General features: G+C 69.0%; 15 protein-coding genes. 9 read left to right on the top strand and 6 right to left on the bottom strand.

Annotated features, from left to right (window positions below):
- Positions 1-158 precede the first annotated feature (158 nt).
- The 7 genes from H613_RS0119925 (at position 159) to H613_RS27885 (ending at position 9,218) form a co-directional block, all read left to right on the top strand.
- A complete protein-coding gene (locus tag H613_RS0119925; protein ID WP_211234904.1) occupies positions 159-1,703 on the top strand; it encodes a sulfatase family protein in 1,545 nt (514 codons plus the stop codon).
- Positions 1,704-1,825: 122 nt separating this feature from the next.
- Positions 1,826-2,734, top strand: coding sequence for an SUMF1/EgtB/PvdO family nonheme iron enzyme (locus tag H613_RS0119920; protein ID WP_026925176.1), 909 nt, complete (start codon positions 1,826-1,828; stop codon positions 2,732-2,734).
- A 428-nt stretch (positions 2,735-3,162) separates the two neighbouring features.
- On the top strand, positions 3,163-4,083 hold the full coding sequence (locus H613_RS0119915) for a peptidase inhibitor family I36 protein (protein ID WP_026925175.1): 921 nt from the start codon (positions 3,163-3,165) through the stop codon (positions 4,081-4,083).
- Positions 4,084-4,809: 726 nt separating this feature from the next.
- Positions 4,810-6,453, top strand: coding sequence for an ABC transporter substrate-binding protein (locus tag H613_RS0119910; RefSeq protein ID WP_211234903.1), 1,644 nt, complete (start codon positions 4,810-4,812; stop codon positions 6,451-6,453).
- Between the two features lie 47 nt (positions 6,454-6,500).
- Positions 6,501-7,532 (top strand): ABC transporter permease, encoded by a 1,032-nt coding sequence (locus H613_RS27890; protein ID WP_084546795.1) that lies wholly within the window; start codon positions 6,501-6,503, stop codon positions 7,530-7,532.
- Positions 7,533-7,603: 71 nt separating this feature from the next.
- Positions 7,604-8,461: a carbohydrate ABC transporter permease gene (locus H613_RS0119900; protein ID WP_211234902.1), complete on the top strand. Its 858-nt coding sequence runs from the start codon at positions 7,604-7,606 to the stop codon at positions 8,459-8,461.
- A 70-nt stretch (positions 8,462-8,531) separates the two neighbouring features.
- A complete protein-coding gene (locus H613_RS27885) occupies positions 8,532-9,218 on the top strand; it encodes a DUF624 domain-containing protein (protein WP_051393603.1) in 687 nt (228 codons plus the stop codon).
- A 59-nt stretch (positions 9,219-9,277) separates the two neighbouring features.
- Here H613_RS27885 and H613_RS0119890 read toward each other — a convergent pair whose 3' ends face one another.
- Both H613_RS0119890 and H613_RS0119885 read right to left on the bottom strand, forming a co-directional pair.
- Positions 9,278-12,019, bottom strand: coding sequence for a beta-L-arabinofuranosidase domain-containing protein (locus H613_RS0119890; RefSeq protein WP_026925172.1), 2,742 nt, complete (start codon positions 12,017-12,019; stop codon positions 9,278-9,280).
- A gap of 441 nt (positions 12,020-12,460) precedes the next feature.
- Positions 12,461-13,504, bottom strand: coding sequence for a LacI family DNA-binding transcriptional regulator (locus H613_RS0119885; RefSeq protein WP_026925171.1), 1,044 nt, complete (start codon positions 13,502-13,504; stop codon positions 12,461-12,463).
- 268 nt (positions 13,505-13,772) lie between these two features.
- Between H613_RS0119885 and H613_RS0119880 the strand changes: the two genes are divergently transcribed.
- Positions 13,773-15,410 carry a GH39 family glycosyl hydrolase gene (locus H613_RS0119880; protein WP_084546794.1) on the top strand — a complete coding sequence of 546 codons (1,638 nt, stop codon included), beginning with the start codon at positions 13,773-13,775 and terminating at the stop codon, positions 15,408-15,410.
- A gap of 56 nt (positions 15,411-15,466) precedes the next feature.
- Here the strand turns inward: H613_RS0119880 and H613_RS0119875 are convergent, their stop codons facing one another.
- Together H613_RS0119875 and H613_RS0119870 are read right to left on the bottom strand one after the other, a co-directional pair.
- A complete protein-coding gene (locus H613_RS0119875) occupies positions 15,467-16,963 on the bottom strand; it encodes an acyl-CoA synthetase (RefSeq protein ID WP_026925169.1) in 1,497 nt (498 codons plus the stop codon).
- Positions 16,964-17,031: 68 nt separating this feature from the next.
- Positions 17,032-17,865: a PaaX family transcriptional regulator gene (locus H613_RS0119870; protein WP_211234901.1), complete on the bottom strand. Its 834-nt coding sequence runs from the start codon at positions 17,863-17,865 to the stop codon at positions 17,032-17,034.
- Positions 17,866-18,205: 340 nt separating this feature from the next.
- Between H613_RS0119870 and H613_RS0119865 the strand changes: the two genes are divergently transcribed.
- Positions 18,206-19,495, top strand: coding sequence for an extracellular catalytic domain type 1 short-chain-length polyhydroxyalkanoate depolymerase (locus tag H613_RS0119865; protein WP_026925167.1), 1,290 nt, complete (start codon positions 18,206-18,208; stop codon positions 19,493-19,495).
- 85 nt (positions 19,496-19,580) lie between these two features.
- Here H613_RS0119865 and H613_RS0119860 read toward each other — a convergent pair whose 3' ends face one another.
- Together H613_RS0119860 and H613_RS0119855 are read right to left on the bottom strand one after the other, a co-directional pair.
- Entirely contained in the window at positions 19,581-20,282 is a 702-nt protein-coding gene (locus tag H613_RS0119860) for a FadR/GntR family transcriptional regulator (protein WP_026925166.1), read from the bottom strand.
- 128 nt (positions 20,283-20,410) lie between these two features.
- The coding region (locus tag H613_RS0119855; protein ID WP_026925165.1) for an RICIN domain-containing protein at positions 20,411-20,834 on the bottom strand (424 nt) is incomplete at its 5' end.

Here is a 20,834-nt window from a genome sequence, read left to right as displayed (position 1 = left end):
GTCACAGTCTGAGGCGACCGACGATCACCGCGCCGAGGTGCTCGCCGCGGGCGGCGGGTTCGGTGATCGGCGACGCTTGCCTCCGGTCTCGGTCGGGACTCCAGATTTTTTCGGCCGGAGCATTGACGGAAAAAATCGGGCTTCATAGAGTCCTCACCATGTCAACGGCAATGAGCGACGCGATGCGGGACCCTGAGACCAAGCCGAGGAACATCCTGTTCCTCATGACCGACCAGCATCGAGTGGACACGCTCGGGGCCTACGGCAACCAGCGGGCGTCCACGCCCGCGCTCGACGAGCTGGCACGCACCGGCACGCGCTTCGACCGGTGGTACACGCCGACGGCGATCTGCACCCCCGCGCGGGCCAGCCTGCTGACGGGTCAGGCGCCGTTCCGCCACCGCGTGCTCGCCAACCACGAGCGCAACGTCGGGTACCTCGAGGACCTCGCCGAGGGCGCGTTCACGTTCGTCGAGGCCCTGCGCGCGGGCGGATACAACACCGGGCTCGTCGGCAAGTGGCACGCGGGCACGGAAAAGACCGCCGCCGACTTCGGGTTCGACGGCCCCGAGCTGCCCGGCTGGCACAATCCGGTCGAGAACGAGGACTACCTGAGGCACCTCGCGGACAACGGGCTGCCGCCGTACGCGATCTCGGACCGCGTCCGCGGCACGCTGCCCAACGGCGGGCCGGGGAACCTCCTGGCGGCCCGGCTCCACCAGCCGGTCGAGGCGACGTTCGAGCACTACCTCGCGACGCGGACCATCGAGCTCCTCGAACGGTACGCGGACGAGTACCGCTCGGGGGAGCGGCCGTTCTTCCTCGAACTGAGCTTCTTCGGGCCGCACCTGCCGTACATCGTCCCCGACGAGTACTTCGACATGTTCGACCCGGCCGACGTCGAACTGCCCGGGTCCGTCGCCGAGACCTTCGCGGGCAAGCCGCCCGTGCAGCGCAACTACAGCGCCCACTGGGCGTTCGACACCATGCCGATCGAGGTGACGCGCAAGCTCATCGCGGTGTACTGGGGCTATGTGGCGCTCATCGACCGGCAGATCGGGCGCGTCATGGAGGCGCTGGAGCGGCTCGGCCTGGCCCGCGACACGGCCGTGTTCTTCACATGCGACCACGGGGAGTTCACCGGCGCGCATCGCCTGCACGACAAGGGCCCGGCGATGTACGAGGACATCTACCGCACCCCCGGGCTCCTGCGGATCCCCGAGGGCCCGGCGGGCCAGGTGCGCACCGAGTTCGTGAGCCTGCTCGACTGCACGGCGACGATCCTCGAGCTGGCGGGCATCGACCCGGCGCCGGCGGTCGACTCGCGCAGTCTGCTGCCCTTGGCCCGCGGGCGGGACGTGGAGTGGGCCGAGGACATCGTCTGCGAGTTCCACGGGCACCACTTCCCGTACCCGCAGCGGATGCTGCGGGAGGACCGGTACAAGCTCGTCGTCAACCCCGACTCCGTCAACGAGCTCTACGATCTGCGGACCGACCCCGACGAGCTCATGAACGTCTACGGGCATCCCGAGACGGCCCCGGTCCGGCGGCGGATGATGCGCCGGCTCTACGAGGTGCTGCGGGCGCGCGGCGACAACTTCTACCACTGGATGACGACCATGTACGACGTCGGGGAGGTCGACCACGACCCGACCCAGTCGGGCCTCGACGAGACCACCTACCGTTCCGAGGGCACCCCGTGAGCGGTGCGCCGGAGACCAGTGCGGCCGGGCGCCTTCCCGTGGACGGGCGGCGCTGGGGCGTCCGCGCCGGGAACGCTGTGGCGACGACTCGGAAGGACGGTGGGCACATGGACGTCGCGGAGGTGCCCGCGGAGCTGGTGCAAATCGCGGGCCGCACGTTCCGGATGGGCTCGGAGCGGTTCTACCCCGAGGAGGGGCCGGTGGTCGAGGTGGCCGTCGAACCGTTCGCGATCGCCCGGTACGCGGTGACCAACCGGCAGTTCGCCCGATTCGTGGAGGCCAGTGGCTATGTGACCACGGCCGAACGCGAGCTGGACCCCGCCGAGTTCCCCGGCTTGGACCCGGCGGGCCTCGAAGCCGGTTCGCTCGTGTTCACGCCCACCGGCGGGCCCGTCGACCTGCGTGACTGGCGGCAGTGGTGGCGATGGGTGCCGGGTGCGAGTTGGCGGTGTCCGCGAGGACCGGGTTCCTCGATCGACGGACTCGGCGACCATCCCGTGGTGCAGGTGTCGTTCGAGGACGCGGCCGCCTACGCGGCGTGGGCGGGCCTGCGGCTGCCGACCGAGGCCGAGTGGGAACTGGCGGCCCGCGGAGGGCTCGACGGCGCCGCGTTCGCATGGGGCGAGGAGCCGAACGACGGCATGCGCGCCAACACGTGGCAGGGCCGGTTCCCCTACGCCAACACCGGTGCGGGCTCGTCCGGGTGGGTCGGCACGGCACCGGTCGGGTCGTTCCCGCCCAACGGGTTCGGCTTGTGCGAGATGACCGGCAACGTATGGGAATGGACCACCGACGCGTGGACTGACGGGCACCGGGATCCCGCCGCCGACACCGCGCACGGGAGCTCCTGCGGTTGCGGCCCGGATGCGGCCGCACGGTCCGGCGGCGGCGCCGCGGCGTCCCCGCGGGTCCTCAAAGGCGGCTCGCACCTGTGCGCACCCGAGTACTGCCTGCGCTATCGGCCCGCCGCCCGGTCGCCGCAGACGCCTGATTCGGCGACCACGCACATCGGATTCCGGTGCGCCCGATGAGCCGATCACATTGAAGAAAAAATTCTTCACGAATGAGCATATCGGTGAAGATAACTGTCAGATCCTTGACAGGGACCGGTCGACCTGCGCTTGGATTCCCAAGCCCCCGAGATTATCCCGGTTCTGGGCATTCCCATCGAGAACCGCTCTAGGCCATCATGAGAAGAGTCCATTCCCCGGGAGCCCGTACCCGCCGGAGGGGACCCCGCAACCCCCGTACCGCCTCGCGCGGCGCGGGACCGCCCGCCGCTCGACCGACCCGATCCCCGTCGGCACGGGCCGAACCTCATATCCCCAGTGGCAGCGGATCCCGTCGCAAGCGACGGGAAGAAAGCCGACACAGCAGTATCGACGACCCGCCCACCGACCGGTCAAGCCCGGCTCGGTGCGGTCGATCCCCACATGCCCATCTTCCACCAGGAGAAAACATGAGCTGGATCAAATCGAAGCGGCGAGGCATGCTCGCGCTGGTCTTGGCAGTCGCACTGGGCGCCGCGCTCGGGCTCGCCGCGACCTCGCCCGCGCAGGCCGCGACGGCGCGCAACGGCGTCTGCGAATCGGGCGAGTTCTGCCTTTACTACAACAGCGACACCGAGGGCTCGGTGAGCGACTTTTCGGGATCGATCAGCAACTACGGCGCCTCGCAGCCGTCCTGCTACGAATTCAAGGGCCCCGGCTCAGGCCAGGGCCAGTGCGTCAAGAACAACGCCGCCTCGGCCTGGAACAGGACGGGAAGATACGTCACGGTCTTCTACAACAGCGGGTACAAGGGAGCGATCGACAACTTCAGCCCCGGCTCGTCGGCGAACCTCCGCGCGTACCTGAAGAACGACAACGCCGGTCACCGCATCGGCGCGAGCGGCAACGCCGGCGACAACCTGGAATACGGCCTCTACCACTCGTCGTCGGCGCACATCACCGCCTACTTCGACGGCTACGTCAGCACCTCGGGCCGCCATGAGGGCATCGACATCGCGCGAGGCATCGGCGACTCGGTGTACTCGCTGCTCTCCGGAACGGTGACCCGCAAGACCGAGGGGTCGAGGGGATCGGGGGGCCTGTCCACCTTGGCGGTCTACAACTCGAATCTCAACCGGACCATCGTCTATCTGCATCTCAACCCGTCGAACGGCATCAGCGTCGGCGAGCACATCTCCAGAGGCGAGAAGATCGGCGTGCAGGACTGGCGAGGCGTCAGCTCGTCAGGCGCCTCGCACACGCACTTCGAGATGCGGACCGGCCGCCAGACCGCCGCGGCCGTGAGCGTCGGCGACTACACCCTGTCCAACCCGACTCCGACCAACTTCTGGATCGCCAGGGGCTACAACCCCTGCTGCCGCTTCAGCTGAGCCGTCCCGGCCGGGACCAGACGGGCAGCCCGCACCGCTTCACCGCAGGCGGTGCGGGCTGCCCGTCTGGTGTGCGGAACGGACGCGTGGTCCCGCTGGCGCCGCTGCCGTACCGGTGCGCTGAACCCGACTGCCGATCGAAGCACCGCGGTCATCACTTCGAGGACGTGGAGCGCGAGGGCGGTGTTGCGGCCTCGCGCGGTCGCCTGCCGGCGCACGGGAACAACGGGCCGCGACGCTGCGAGCGCCAGCGGCGGCGGCCGAGACGCGGACCGATCGCCTCGGTCGACCCGCGGAATGGAAATTTCCGGACGTTACTCGAAAGTACCGCACCGCGCAAGGCGCAAATCGGCACGCTCGCCGGAAGCCGGCGGGCGCGGAATCGGCCGATCGGCGCCCCGCGTCCACTGCGCGGCCGGATACCGCCGCCCGCGGCATGCTTCGCTGATTCCTCTCCGGACCAGTATCACCGCCCGAGTTGTCGTGCTTTTCCCACAAAGAACACCATGGTCGCCGGTCGCTCAAAGTGATGCGGCGGTTGCTCGAAAGGAATCATTGACATCAATCCCCGGGGTAACTAAGCTCTGAAAATTATCGGTAAGAGTTCCGAAAATTTCGATCAGTGTGACTATGTGATCGTGCGCATAAAAGCATGTTCTCGGACGAATAAGGACAATCCCCAGAAGGAGAGCCATGTCGGATGTGTTCGGGCGGACGCCCATGAGAATGAGTCGCCGCAAGGTCTTCGGCATCTCGATCGCCGCTTCCAGCGCGCTCGCGCTCGCGTCGTGCAGCGATGACGGCGGCAGCGAGGTGGACATCGACAAGCAGTCGAAGGGCGCGATGGACGACTTCGCCGCCGACACGCAGTTCACCGCGACGGAGCCGTTCACTCTGTCGCTGCTGTGGACGGAGTGGCCGGAGGTCCCCGTCAAGGACTCCTGGACGTTCTTCGACGAGATCGAGAAGCGCACGAACGTGAAGTTCGAGCTCACCACCATCCCGTTCAGCGACGCGACGGAGAAGCGGAGCCTCCTCATCAGCGCGGGCGACGCCCCCACCGTCATCCCGCTGATCTACACGGGCGACGAGACCTCGTTCGTCTCCTCCGGCGCGATCCTGCCGATCAGCGACTACGTCGAGCACATGCCCAACTTCCAGAAGTACGTGGAGGAGTGGGACCTCACGGACATGGTCGACAACCTGAAGCAGGCCGACGGCAAGTACTACATGCTGCCCGGTCTTCAAGAGGTCTCGGTGCCCGTCTTCACGCTCGTCATCCGCAAGGACGTCTTCGAGTCCGTCGCCGGAGGCATCCCCCAGACCTGGGACGAGATGCGCGACGCCCTGGTCAAGATCAAGGAGGAGTACCCCGACTCCAAGCCCCTCGCCGACGGGTTCGAGGCGCAGTCGCTGCTGAACTACGCCTCGCACGCGTGGGGCGCGCGGGCAGGATGGGGCTTCGGCAACGGCATGGTGGACGACGGCAGCGGCAACCTCGAGTACACCGCCGTCACCGAGGGGTACCGGCAGATGGTCGAGTTCTTCCGCGGCCTCGTGGCGGACGGCCTGGTCGACACGGACTCGCTCACGGCGGCGAACGACGGCAGCGGCGGCGGGAGCGTGGCGGAGAAGTTCGCCGCCGAGACCGTCTTCGCGGCGTCCGGATCGGCCGGGACGGCGATCGAGTTCGCGCAGGCCCTGAACGAGACGGTCGGCGAGGGCAACTACGAGGTCCTCCAGATCGCCCCGCCCGGAGGCCCGGCCGGCCAGGTGGTCGAGCCGCGCAACTTCTGGAACGGGTTCATGCTGAACTCCGAGGTCGCCGATTCCGAGAACTTCCTCGCCACGCTGCAGTTCCTCGACTGGCTCTACTACAACCCCGAAGCCCGCGAACTGATCCGATGGGGCGTGCTCGACGAGACGTACACGAAGGACGCCGACGGCACGATCACGCTCAAGCCGGAGTACTCCCTCAACGCCTACAACATCAACCCGGACGCCGAGACGGACATCCAAGAGGACCTCGGCTGGTCGAACGCCGTGTTCGCCGACTCGACCGAGTCGCGCGAGCTCAAGGAGTCGTACAACACGGACACCTTCGTGGCGTACATCGACTCCGTGCTCTCCACGCGCACCCCGCGCGACCCCTACCCGCCCGCCCCGCTCGACGAGCTGGAACTCGAACGGTCCTCGCTCCTCGCCACGCCGCTCAAGGACACGGTCGACACGAACACGCTGCGGTTCGTCATGGGCGAGCGCGACATCGCCGAGTGGGACGACTACGTGGCCGAGCTCGAGGCCCAGGGGCTGGCGGACTATGTCGACCTCATGAACGGCGCCCGCGACCGCTTCGAGGAGAACTCCTGATCCGCCTCTCGGGGCGGCCGCCCCGACGCGGACGGGAGGGAGAGCATATGCCCCTCACACAAGACGAGCAATCGCCGCGGCCCGCGACCGGCGGGCCGACCGAGGACACCGCACCCGACGGGCCCACGGCACCCGTCCCCGCCGCCGCGGCGCCGACGGCACGGCGCCGAAAGCAGCGGCAGACCTGGCGGCAGGCGTTCCGGCGCGACTGGCAGCTCTACAGCCTCGCCCTGCTGCCACTGATCTTCCTCGCGATCTTCAAGTACGGCCCCATGGTCGGCAACGTCATCGCGTTCCGGAGGTTCCGCCCCGGCGGAAGCATCTTCGGCGACGAGTGGGTCGGCCTGCGCTACATCGACATGTTCATCAACGACCCCTCGTTCTGGCACGTCTTCACGAACACCGTGGTCCTGGGCGGCCTGACCCTCGTGGTCGGCTTCCCGCTCCCGATCGTGCTCGCGCTCCTGCTGAACGAGGTGCGGAAGAAGTACTTCAAGAAGATCGTGCAGTCGATCTCCTACCTGCCGCACTTCCTCTCCGTCGTCATCGTCGTCGGCATGCTCATGCAGCTGCTGTCGCTGGAGGGCACGGTCAACCAGATCATCGGGGCGTTCGGCGGCGAGGGCATCCCGTTCCTCCAGCGGCCCGAGTGGTTCCGCGCCGTCTACGTCGGATCCGAGGTGTGGCAGACCGTCGGCTGGGGGACGATCCTCTACCTGGCGGCGCTCACCACGATCGACGACTCGCTCTACGAGGCGGCGAGGATCGACGGAGCGGGCCGGTGGCGCCAGACCTGGCACGTCACGCTTCCGGGCATCCGCCCGACGATGATCACGCTCCTGATCCTCAACATCGGGATGTTCCTCAACGTCGGCTTCGAGAAGGTGCTCCTGCTGTACAACCCGCTGACGTACGAGACGGCCGACGTCATCTCGACGTACCTCTACCGGGTGGGCCTCGTGTCGAACAACCTCAGTTACGCGGCGGCCATCGGCCTGTTCCAGGCGCTGATCGGCCTCGCGATGGTGCTTTCCGCGAACTTGCTCTCGCGGCGGATGGTGGGGACGAGCCTGTGGTGAACGAGATGTTGACGGACGACAAGGTGAAGAGGACGCCCGCGCGCCCGCGGCGGACGAGGGAGTCGAGGGGGATGCGCGTGTTCCGCGCCGCCAACGCGGCCGCGCTCGTCCTGCTGTGCGCGGTCATGCTGTACCCGTTCATCACGGTGCTCGCCCAGTCGTTCAGCTCGGCGGGAGCGATCAAGGCCGGCCAGGTGAACGTCTGGCCCGTCGGCTTCAACGTCGACACCTACACCGCCGTGATGTCCAACGGCATGTTCTGGCGCAACTACGGCAACACCGTGCTGTACACCGTGGTCGGGACGGCGATCGCCATGACCCTGACCACGACCTACGCGTACGTGCTGTCGAAGCGGCACCTCAAGGGCCGGAACGCGCTCATCGGGATCGCCGTGTTCACGATGTTCTTCAACGGCGGCATCGTGCCGAACTACGTCCTCATCTCCTCGCTGGGGATGAAGAACACCATGTGGGCGATCGTGCTCCCCAACGCGATCTCGGTGTTCAACCTCCTGGTCATGAAGTCGTTCTTCGAGAACCTGCCGAAGGACCTCGAGGAGGCCGCCCAGATCGACGGGCTCGGCTGGTACGGCATCTTCGCCCGGATCGTGCTGCCCCTGTCGAAGGCGGTCATCGCCACGATGGTGCTGTTCTACTCGGTCCAGTACTGGAACGACTGGTTCGCCGCGTTCCTCTACCTCGACAAGAGCGAGCTGTTCCCCGTCACGCTGTTCCTGAGGAACCTCATCGCGGGAGCCTCCACGTCGGCGTCCGAGGGAGCGGCGGCCGCGGGGACGACGACCGCGCTGGTGTCCACGAACATCCAGGCGGTGACGATGATCCTCACGGTCATCCCCATCCTGTGCATCTACCCCTTCGTGCAGCGCTACTTCGTGTCGGGTGTCATGCTGGGATCGATCAAGGGATGACGCGCACCAGCGCATACCGTACGGCCGCCCCGCCCGCGGAACGGGAGGGGCGGCCCGGGAAAGGAATGGGATGAACACGGCGCACACCGGCGAGATCGGCACGGGAACGCTCTCCCGGCTGACCGCCGCGGTCTACCGGTACCTCGTCCTCGGACTGTTCCTCGCGGTCGCCGGTCTGCCGACCCTGCTGCTGTGGAGCCTGCTGTCCCCCGAGCCGGCGAACACCGCGTTCTTCGTGGGCGCGCTCCTCCCCGTCGCGCCCGCGCTCTCGGCGGCGCTGTACGCCCAGCGGGCGTGGTCGGCCGAGCCGGACCTGAGTCCGGCGCGGCCGCTGTTCCGCGGGCTCCGAATGAACCTGCGGGACACGCTCTCGTGGTGGATCCCCGTGCTCGCGTGCACGGCGGTGCTGGCGGTGAACATCGTGTTCGCGGACCAGGTCACCGGAGGCGCGTCCCTGCGGCCGGTGTGCGTCGTGCTGCTGGGGGCGCTCGCCGTGTGGTCGGGGCACCTGCTCGTGGTGACCTCCTTCTTCTCGTTCCGTTTCCGGGACGTCCTCCGCGTGGCCGCGGCGGAGTTCTTCCTCTCCTGGAAGTCGTCGCTCGGCATCCTCTCGCTCCTCGTCGTCGCGACGGCCGTCGTGATCCTGGGCTCCGAGGCGCTCCTGCTGCTCGCGGGGTGGGCGTTCGCCGCCCTGCTGTGGCCGGTCGCGCGGCCGGTCGCCGCGGACGTCACCGAACGGTTCACGAGTCACGACTGACGCCGAGACGGCGGTGGAGCGGACGTCCGCCCCACCGCCGCCGCGACCGGGGCCGCCGCCTAGGCGAACCTCCACAGGTGGTCGTCGGTGCCGTTGTCGTCCCAGATGACGACCTGCGCGCCCGCGTCCCTCGACCGGTCCAGCACGCCCAGCACCCTGCCGCCATTGGCGCACTGGATGCGGAAGCACCCGTCGGCGCCGTAGCGCAGGCGCCAGCGGTGGTCCGCGGTGCCGGTGTCGGACCACTGGACCGCCCGGGAGCCGTTGCCGGTGCCCATGTCCGCGACGCCGAGGACCTTCCCGCTGTGGGAGTTGCGGAGCTTGAAGTAGCCGTCCTCGCCCGCCTCGGCGGTCCAGAGATGGTCGTCGGTGCCGTTGTCGGACCACTGGATGACGGCCGCGCCGTCGGACGTGGACATGTCCCGCACGCCGAGGACCATGCCGTTGTAGGCGTTGACGATGCGCCGGGCCCCATCGGGCACGACCCGCCACTGGTTGTCCCGCGTGCCGTTGTCCGAGTCCTGCACGGCCGCCGCCCCGGCGGCGGTCGACGCGTTCGCTATCGCGAGGAGCTTGCCGCTGTTGCCGTTGCGGACCTTATGCGTCCCGTCGCCGGAGTCGACGAGCGTCCACAGGTGGTCGGCGGTGCCGTTGTCGGACCACTGGAGCACCTGCGCGCCGTCGGCGGTCGACATGTCGCGCACGCCGAGGACCTTGCCGCTGTGGCGGTTGCGCAGCTTCACGGCCGAGCCCGCGGTGACGAGCTCCCACAGGTGGTCGGCGGTGCCGTTGTCGTGCCACTGCAGCGCGATGGCGCCGTCGGATGTGGACATGTCCTGCACGCCGAGGACCAGGTCGCTGCCAGCGTTGTACAACTTGTAGGCCGCGCTGCCGCCGCCGCCTGTGCCGGGAGCGTTCCAGTAGACGGTGTAGTTGTGGCCGTGGGCGTCGTAGAACGGGCCGAGGTCCACCGCCTGGCCGTTCGCGGTGGCGGTGAAGGCGAGCGAGCCGTCCCCGACGCGCTCGATCGAGTCGGCCTCCAGCTCCGGCAGGGTGCCCAGGCTCGTGTTCCCGTAGTTCCCCGACAGGACGACCGGGCCGTAGAAGATCGCCGAGACGTTCGGGTCGTCATTGGCGGCCTCCGACACGAGCCGCATCGGCAGGCGCACGGTGACCGTGTCGCCCGAGGCCCAGGAGCGGGTGAGCGAGGCATAGGTCCCCGCCGCCGCCGCGACGTCCTGGACCTGGCCGTTGACGCTGATCACCGCGCCCTCGGTCCAGGCGGGGATGCGCACCCGCAGCGTCCATTCACCGCCTGACCCGCCCGAGAGGGTCAGCGTGGTGGTGTCGCCGACCGGATAGTCGGTGGTCTGGGCGACGGTGACGCCCCGGTCGGTCCAGTCCAGGACCGAGGGCGTGAACAGGTTGACGTACAGGCCCGCGTCGTCGAAGCCGTAGACGGAGTCCATCAGCTTGGTGAACGTCTCGAGGCCGGTGCCCTGGCAGCACCAGAACGAGTCGTAGTCGGTCGACCAGGTGCCGCCGCCCCACGCGGGTCCCACGCCGCGGTGCCCGCCGGGGTTGAGCGAGGTGAAGTAGGTGATGTGCCCGTGAGGATCGTCCGGGTTCTGCCAGCCGATCATGTGGCCCAGCATCGCGCGCTCGTAGAAGTCGAAGTAGGACGCATTGCCCGGGTCGAGCGCCCACAGCTCGCGGGTGAGCTTGAGCATGTTGTAGGTGTTGCAGCCCTCGCAGGTGTCCTCTTCGAGGTAGGCGGCGATGGCGTCGGGGGCCCTGAAGTGCTCGGCCTGGCTGTTGCCGCCGATGGCGTAGGAGTGGGCGCCTGTGACCATCCGCCAGAAGTTCTGGGCGATGTCGCGGTACCGGCCGGTGCCGGTGGCCTTGTACTCGCGGGCGGCGCCGACGGCCTTGGGCACCTGCGTGTTCGCGTGCAGGCCGTTGAGGCGGTCCTGGTTCGACGCGAGCGGGTCGAACACGGCCGCGTGGTCGAAGCGCTGGGCGGCCGTCAGCCACCGCTGGTCGCCGGTCTGCTGGTACAGGTCGGCCAGCACGTCGTTCATGCCGCCGAACTCCCTTCCCAGCACGCGCTGCATCTGGTTCGAGCTCAGTCGACCGGTGCGCCAGTCGACCCAGCCGGCGAACGCCAGCAGCACGTCGCGGGCCTGCGTGTTCCCCAGGTACCGCCAGACGTCGAGCAGGCCCGCCAGGGTCTTGTGCACGCAGTAGTACGGCACGTTGCCGTTCGACGGCGCGCCCGATTCGAGCCCGTCGAAGTCGGACTCGGGGAATCCGGAGAGGTAGCCCGCGTTGAATCCGGCGGCGCCGTTGTTCGCCTGGCACTCGGCGAGCCCGGCGACCATGCGGTTCGCCTTGTCGCGGCACACCGTGTCGCCGAGGGCGGCTCCGGCGTGGGCCCAGGCGGTGAGGAAGTGGCCTTGCACGTGGGTGCGGAACGGGAAGTTCGGGGCGTCCCAGCCGCCGTTGGAGGAGGCGCCGTTCGTCGACAGGCGGTGGTTGGAGCGGAAGTTGTACAGCAGCCGGTCGACGTCGATGTAGTGCAGGTACGACAGGGTGCGGTCCTGGTCGTCCTTCCAGCGGCTCGAGGTCAGCGCCACCTCGCCGAAGGCGAACTGGTGCGCCGAGACGCCGATGTCGGATCGGACCGGTGGGAGGACGGCGTGCGCGGCGGCGCTGCCGACGACGGGGGCGGCGGTCGCCGCGACGGCGGCCGCTCCCGTGGCCTGCAAGAGTCGGCGGCGACTCAAAGGCGATGAAGGCATGGTGAGGGAGTCTCCTTTTTCTGAGATGGTCGTCGGGCGCCGCGGGGCGCACCGTGACGTGAGGGGCGCGGCACCCTGTGCGGCCGTCGCCGGTTCGGCGCCGGGCGTGGTGCCATCGCATGGTTATCGGTAACTTATTGCCGAATGAAGGTCGGATCTCCTTCCTGTCGCCTGGAATCCAGGTAAGTTATCGCTCACATTTCGAAGGCGGGCGCATCGGTACCGCGCGCCGCGGTCGGTTGCGGCCCGGCTCGGTCTGCGAGAGTCTCTGTACATATGTAGATCCGATGACGGCGAGCCGCGGCGCGGCCCTCTTTCCGCCGGATCGATCCTGTGCGAAATTTTCGAATACCTCCACGAAAATTCCGATGATGAGACTATAGATACTGATCGATGTCGTGTCAAGGGGACGGCCCGGGCGAGCCGCTCCTGTCGCGCGGGTCAGGCCGGCGGCACGGGGCCCGTCGAATCGCGGACTCTGAGGGTCGTCGCCAGTTGGAGGTGCCGGGAGGCGGGCTGAGCGCCGTCCGCCATGCCGAGGACGGTCTCGACGGCCATTCTGCCCATGCCCGCGAGCGGCTGCCGGACGGACGTGAGACTGGGCGTGGTCCACTCGGTCTGCGGCGTGTCGTCGAAGCCGGTGATCGAGAGCCTGCGGGGGACCTCGACCCCCAGCTCCTTCGCCGCGGCGAGCACGCCGATGGCGATCTCGTCGTTGCCCGCGACGATGGCGGTCGGAGGCGCGTCGAGTGCGAGGAGGTCGTGGCCGTGCCGGAATCCGGCCTCGACCGCGAACGCGTCGTGGCGGACCAGCGCCGGATCCGGTGTGAGGTCGACGGCGTCGAGCGCGGTCCGGTATCCGTGAAAGCGCTCCGCCGATGGAGCGGAGCTCGGCGGGCCGCCGATCCAGGCGATCCTGCGGTGGCCGAGGCCGATCACATGCTCGGTCGCCGAGCGCCCGCCCGCCCAGTTGGTGGAGCCGATGCTGACGACGCGGGAGTCCGTCGTGTCGATCGGGTCGATCGACACGACCGGCAGCTTGAGTTCTTTCGCGGCGTCGAGCACCGGATCGGGCACGGCGACGGCGAGTCCGATGAGGCCGACGGCTCCTGCGGCCTGCTGCTCCGCGATCCAGTCGTGGGCGGTCGCCCCGCTCGCGCCGATCGACCGGTCGGGCGGCAGACGGAGGAGGAGCTCGGTCGACGCGGCGGTCGCGGCGGTGAGAATGCCCTGGAGCACCGTCCCCGCATAGCGTGACGCCACGAAGTCGAGCACGGTGACGAGTGTCCGGCCTCGGGTCCGCTCGTGCCGCGCCGTCGTGGGCCTGTAGCCGATCTCGGCGACGACGCGGAGGACGCGGTCGCGTGTGCCTGCTGACACGTCGCTGCGTCCGTTGAGGACTTTCGAGATGGTCGCCTGCGAGACGCCGGCCCGCTGCGCGACGTCCGCCAGGGTGACTTTCCCGGATTGCGCTCGCCGACTCATCACGATCCTTTCGCCCGAAAACATTTCGAGCCTATCACGTCCCGGATTTCGCCAGTAGATTCCACGTTTACGCACTTCAATAGGCTGTTTGACGGACTTCGAGGCGCACAGTAAGGTGTTTCGTGATCGAATATATTTCGAAAATGTTTCGAACCCGATGGCAAGAGGAGACCGGCGTATGGGACTCTCCGCGAGGAGCTCGGCCCCTCCATCGCCGTTCATGCCGCCGCTGACACTGTTCGCCTGCTGTACGAATCGAAGTGAGACCATGACGAGCGAGCGCACGTCCGAATCCCGAATCCGCATCGACGGCGAACCGCCCGAGGAGAGCGCGCTGCCGCACGTCTGGTCCGAGTGCGTCGGTGCGGGAAGGGCGAACGAGGCCCTGCGCGCCGACTGGCAGCGGCAGTTCACCGAGGCCGTCGACACCCTCGGATTCCGCTACATCCGCTTCCACGGCCTCTTCCACGACGACATGTTCGTCTACCGGGAGAGCGACGGCGGGGGATTCGGCCCGAACGCGCCCCTGGCCTCGCCGGCCTACACGTTCAGCTACGTGGACAAGGTCTTCGACTTCATCATCGAAAGCGGCGCCCGCCCCTTCGTCGAACTGGGCTTCATGCCGCGCGAACTGGCGACGGTGACCGAGACGCTGTTCTGGTGGGGCGCCCACTGCAGCCCGCCCAAGGACATGGACCGCTGGGTCGAACTGGTGACGCGCACGGTCGAGCACTGGATCGACCGGTACGGCCTCGACGAGGTGCGACGATGGCGGTTCGAGGTGTGGAACGAGCCGAACCTGGTGCCCCACTTCTGGACCGGGACGAAGACCGAGTACTTCGAGCTCTACGCGGCGACCGCGACGGCGGTCAAGCGGATCGATCCCGAGCTGAAGGTCGGCGGGCCCTCGACGAGCGTCTTCGTGCCCGACGACCGCTACAAGGGCGAAGTCGAAGACCGATCCGCCACCCACGAGACGGCCGCCGCCGACGACGTGGACGCGCTCGACTGGCATCCGGTGTGGATCGAGGACTTCATGTCCTGGTGCGAGGCGCGGCAGGTCCCGATCGACTTCATCTCGACCCACCTGTACCCGACCGACTTCGCGTTCGGCGCCGACGGCGAGGCCGTGCACCTCTCCCGGTACGCCGACGCGACCTTCGACGACCTCACCCTCCTCCGCAAGCTCATCGCCGACAGCGCCTACCCCGACGCGGAGATCCACATCACCGAATGGTCGACGACGCCCTCGTCCCGCGACCGCATGCACGACACGCTGTTCGCGGCCGCCTCCATCACGCGCTCGTACCTCCAGTGCGCCGCGCTCGCCGACTCGATCTCCTACTGGGCCTTCACCGACGTGTTCGAGGAGGGCGGCGCGGGCATCGGGCCGTTCCACGGCGGATTCGGCCTGGTGAACGAGAACGGCATCCACAAGCCCACGTTCCACGCGCTCAACATGCTCGGGCGGCTCGGCGACCGGCTGCTCCTCGCGACGCCCCACGGAGTCCTCACCCGCGACAGCGGCACCTCGGCGGTGTCGGCGGTGTTCTTCAACTACCCCGAGGACATGGCCCTGAAGGCCATCGGTTCGGCTCCCTCGTACGAGGCGACGCGAGCGCTGGCCGGCAGGGGACCGAGCAGGCGGATCCGGCATTCGATCGGCGGCCTCGAACCGGGCGCCGCGTTCCTCGTCGAGATCCTGGACTGGGAGCACGGGAACCCCGCCGAGGCCTGGCACGCCCTGGGCGCCCCGCTCAACCTGAGCCGGGCCGAGCACCGGTACCTGAGCGACGTCGCCGATTCGCTCCTGAGGCACACGCTGACCGTGCCCGACTCCGGGGTGCTCGAACTCGACCTCGAACTCGCCCCGTGGGCGGTGATGTCCCTGCGGCAGTCCACGTGACGACCGCGCCGGGGTCCGGCCGAGGCCGCCCTCGCCATGGCGCTCGAACCGATGGCTCATCGGTGCTCGTCGCGCAGCTTCCTCCTGAGGAGCTTGCCGCTGGGGGAGCGGGGCAGCGCACCGGTGAAGACCACCGACTTCGGGATCTTGTAACCGGCGAGCCTGCCGCGCAGGAAGCGCAGCAGCTCCGATTCGCCGGCATGCTCGGCGGACGCGGGGACGACGACGGCCCTGCCGACTTCGCCCCAGGTCCCGTCGGGCACGCCGACCACGGCGCAGTCCTCGACATCGGGATGGCCGCCCAGCGCCAGCTCGACCTCGGCGGGGTACACGTTCTCGCCGCCGGAGATGATGACGTCCCTCGTTCTATCTACAATCGACATATAACCGTCGTCGTCGGCCGTGGCGACGTCGCCGGTGCGGAGCCAGCCGTCCTCGACGGCCTGCGCGGTGTCGCCGGGCCGCCCCCAGTACTCGCGCATCACGTTGGGGCCGGACACCACCACCTCGCCGGGCCGCCCCGCCTCGACCGGGCGCGCCCGATCGTCGACGAGGCGGACGTCGGTGAAGAAGTGCGGCACGCCCGCCGTCCCGGCCTTGCGCGCGCATTCGTCCCCGGGCAGGAGGAGCACGCCCGGCGAGGCCTCGGTCAGGCCGTACCCCTGGATGAACGCGATGCCTCGGTCGAGGTAGGCGTCGATGGTGGAGGCCGGGACGGGAGCGCCGCCGCAGACGACCCGCCGGAGGCTCGACAGGTCGGCCCCGGCCCACGCCTCGGCTCGCGTGATCGCGTCGAACATGACGGGCACGCCGAACATGCAGGTGACCCGTTGGGTCTCGATGCGCTTCAGGACCGAGTCGGGGTCGAACGCCGCCTCCAGTACCACCGTGCCGCCCTTGAGCAATGTGGGCAGACAGGTCAGGTTCAGGCTCGCGGCGTGGAACAGCGGTGCGACGCACAGCGCCGTCTCGTCGGAGGACAGGTCGGTGTCGACGAGGACGTTGACGGCGTTCCAGGTGAGGTTGCCGTGCGTGAGCAGCGCGCCCTTGGGGCGGCCGGTGGTGCCCGAGGTGTACATGATCATGGCGGCGTCGTCGAGCGCGACCGCCTCGTCGATCGGCGAGGCGGCGCCGATCGCCAGCAGCTCGCCGTAGTCCAGCGAGCGGGGATCGTCGGAGCCGATCGCGATCGAGTGGCGCACGGCGGCGGGCGCGGTGAACGGCGCGGCGCTGTGGATGAGCACCGTGCTGCCCGAATCGGCCAGGCAGTACTCGAGCTCCGGCGCCGCCAGGCGGGTGTTCAGCGGGACGAAGACCGCGCCGAGCCTCCCGGAGGCGAAGAGCGCCTCCAGGAAGGTGTGGTGGTTCGGTCCCAGGTAGGCCACGCGGTCGCCGCGGCGGACGCCGAGGCGCCGCAGTCCGTGCGCGAGGCGGTGCACGCGCTCGTTCAAGGCGGCGTACGAGAACCGGCCGTCCGTGTCGACGACGGCGGTCCGGTGCGGCGTCTTCCGCGCCCTGCGTGTCGGCCATGACCCGATGCCGAAATCGCGCATGGTTCATTCTCCTCCGCGCCCGGGCGGGCCGGGAGGCCGGACGGCACCGGTGGCGGTGGCGTTCTCCGTCAACCCGCTCCCTCGTCCAGCTCGGGAACGGTGTCCAGCAGCGCGACGGCGGCGGTCCGCGCCTCGGGCTCCCACTCGGCGTGGAGCCGCAGGAAGAGCCGCTGCGCCCGCTCGGCCGGCCAGTCGGCCGGAAGATGGCGGATCGGCAGGCGCGGATCGCGGCGGAGGATCTGCAGCCACTCGGCGGTCATCAGCAGCTGCCGGACCAGCGCGTCGTCCGCTCTGATCTCGGGCGGGTCCGGCGACCACCGTTCGAGGAACCGGTGGTAGGTCTTCGCGAGTGCCTCGATGTCCCAGGCGCCGTCGACGAGGTCGCCGACGCCGGTGGGGGCGACCGCGCGGGCCTCGAACACCTTGACGTGCTCGGCCGCCTCGATGCCCTCCAGCAGGCCGTTCACGTCCACAGGCGACGGCGCGATCCAGAGCCCGCCCTGGAGGCGGCCGAATCCGGCCCACATCAGGCGGGAGCGCAGCAGGTGCCGCTGCCGCCGCTGCGACTCGGGCACCGTGAATCCGAGCAGCGTCCAGTTGCCGTCCCAGCGGTCGTTGACAACGCCGATCCTCCAGATGCGGACCTCGCCGTCGTCGAGGATCTCCCGTGAGCGGGGCGTGAGTCCGAGGTAGACCCGGCGGCCCCGCCGGTGCCGGCGCAGGAGGCCGTGATCGGCCATCCGGCTCAGGGCGGACCGGGCGGTCGGCTCGGCGACTCCGGCGCGCGCGAGCGCTTCCAGGACGCTGCCGGTCGCTACGCGCACGCCGCGTCCGAGCACGTGGCCGCCGAAGAAGGTGAGGAGGAGCGCCTGCGGGCGGACTTCGCTGATGTCACTCATCATAAATTCATGATATTCAATGTATTGACTATCGTCATATATTTACATACATTTATTTAAAGGCGGATCGGCCGACCACCCCGACCGCCCCCGGCCCGAGGCGCGCGGTGCCTCGGATCGATGCGGCGTCGCCCGCGCGGCTCCACCGCGCTCCCGTTCATCGCCGTCCGCCGGCCGCACACGGCGCCGCGCCTCCGGGCGGCCGACGAGACCCCGCCGAGTCCATTCGACGGGGACAACGCCATGACGACTCCCCTCTCAGTGCTCACGGTCGTCGCGAACATGCCGAACGATCATGCCGAGCGCGGAGGACCGGCGCTCGGCGGACAGGATGAAGAACGCCATGAATCGACTGAGAACCACGTTCGCGGCAGCCCTCGGCGGACTGCTGCTCGCCGCGGCCGGGATCGCCTTCGCGCCCCCGGCGGCCGCGGCCTCCTTGACGGAGGTGACCGACTTCGGCGACAACCCCGGCGGTCTGCGGATGCACCTCTACGTGCCCGACTCCCGCCCGGCCGATCCGGGGGTCCTCGTGGCCATGCACGGGTGCGGCGGATCGGGCCCCGGCTTCTACTCGGGCTCCGAGTTCGCCTCGCTCGCCGACCAGTACGGCTTCATCGTCATCTACCCGACCGCCACGAAGCAGACGGCGATGAGCAACTGCTTCGACGTGTGGTCGGAGGCGTCCAGGCACCGGGGCGGCGGCAGCGACCCCGCCTCCATCGTCTCGATGGTCGACTACGTCGAGCAGCGGTACGGCGGCGACCCGGACCGCGTCTACGTCACCGGCAGCTCCTCCGGCGGCATGGAGACCAACGCCCTCCTCGCGCTCTACCCGGACGTGTTCGCGGCCGGATCGGTGTTCATGGGCGTGCCCTTCACGTGCTTCCAGAACGAGGCGGACTTCCCGCCCCAGACCAGCCAGTGCGTCGACGGAAGCAAGTACGAGACCCCCCAGCACTGGGGCGACGCGGTCCGGCAGGCGTATCCGGGATACGGCGGCCTGCGGCCGCGAGTGCAGCTCTGGCACGGCGACCAGGACCCCCTCGTGCCGTTCCAGCTCCTGCAAGAAGAGGTCGACCAGTGGACGAACGTGTTCGGCCTCGGCCAGAACCCGACCTCCACCGATCAGCCCGGGTCGAACTGGAGCCGCCGGAACTTCGCGGACGCGAGCGGCACCGTGCAGGTCGAGGCGATCACGGTCGGCGGCGCCGGGCACACCCTGCCGCAGGGCGGCATGGCGCGGCTGGCCATCGAGTTCTTCGGGCTCGACCAGTCGCCGCCCGACGACGAGACGACGCCTCCTGACGACGAGACCACGCCGCCGCCCGCCGACGACTGCTCGGCGACCATCGAAGTCGTCAATGAATGGGGATCCGGTTGGCAGGGCGACGTCGACGTCACCGCCGGCGACAGCGCCGTCTCCGGATGGACCCTGACCTGGACCTGGCCCGGCGGCCAAGCCGTCTCCAGCCATTGGAACGCCGACGTGACGACCGCCGGTTCCACGGTGACCGCGAGCGACGTCGGCTGGAACGGTGCCATCGCGGCCGGTCAGACCCGAACCGCCGCCTGGGGCTTCATCGGATCGGGCCCCGCGGCCTCGCCGACGGTGACCTGCACCGCCAGGTGAGCGGGGCCGACGCGGAGACAACTGAATCCGTCCTCCACTTCGGGCCGCGCACGGGACGGTGCGCGGCCCGAAGTGGAGGACGGATTCAACGCGGCCGCACCGGCGGCAGGTCGGCCAGGGACTCCTCCACCTCCATCAGGTGGTTGGCCATGCGGATCCTGGCGGCCTCGGGGTCGCGCGCCCGCAGCGCGCGCCATATCGCGATGTGCTCCTGGTGCGTGCGCCGGTCGACGCCCTCCTCCCGCAGGCTCCGCCACAGCCGCTCCCTGACGGTCCGGCCGGCCAGCGCCTCGATCATCCCGATGAGCACCGGGTTGCCCGTGTGCGCGGCGATGACGCGATGGAAGGCGATGTCGATCTCGATCACGCGCTCGTGCTCTTCGGGCGCCTTGTCGAGGAGGCGCCCGGCCTCGTCGAGCAGGGCCTCGGCCTCGTCGAGCGCCTCGTCGGTGATCCCGGTGGCGGCGAGCCGCGCCGCCTCGCATTCGAGGAGGCGCCGGATGGCGTGGACGTGCCTGGTCTGGCCCTGGTCTTGGAGGTCGACCACGAACCCCATCGGCGCGAGTAGCCGCGAGACGTCGAGGGCGGTGACGTAGGTGCCGTCGCCCTGGCGGGTGTTGAGGACGCCGAGGATCGACAGGGCCCGGACGCCCTCGCGCAGCGAGCCGCGCGAGACGCCCAGGGTCTCGGCGAGCTCCTTCTCCACGGGCAGCCGCTCGCCCGGGCGGAGCTCGCCCTCCAAGATCATGCGTTTGATGCCGTCGACGACATCGTCGGTGCGGGACATGAGAGCAAGTATCGCCGGGTCGTCCGCCGGCGTGCAAGATTGGTCTGATCTTTCGTTCGCGGTGAGACCGGTGCGGGCCCTGTCGGGCCCGCACCGTCCGCCCGGCACTTCAGGCATGGATCAGCCGGTTATCCGAGGGTCCATTGCTGGTTGGTGCCCCCGTGGCAGGACCACAGGTGGACCAGGGAGCCGTTCGCGGTGCCATAGCCCTCCACATCCAGGCAGAGCCCGGACTGGGCGTTCGTGATCGACCCGTCGCCGTTGAGGTTCCATTTCTGGTTGGTCCCGCCATGGCAGTCCCAGATGATCGCCAACGTCCCATCGGCCGTACCCGCACCCTCGGCATCCAGGCACTTGTTCCCGTACACCCGCAACTCACCGGCATCGGTGTACGTCCACTGCTGATTCGAACCGTTCCAGCAGTCATAGATCTGCAACTGCGTCCCGTTCGCCGTCGACTGACCCGGCACATCCAGGCACCGGCCCGAACCCGTCCCGGTCAGATGACCCGACTCACCGGTACCACCACCGTCATCATCGCCGCCACCGTCA

Source organism: Glycomyces arizonensis DSM 44726, from assembly GCF_000482705.1.
Classification (GTDB): domain Bacteria; phylum Actinomycetota; class Actinomycetes; order Mycobacteriales; family Micromonosporaceae; genus Glycomyces; species Glycomyces arizonensis.
Note: the sequence above shows the minus strand (reverse complement) of the source record. Positions and strands in the feature narration are given on the sequence as shown.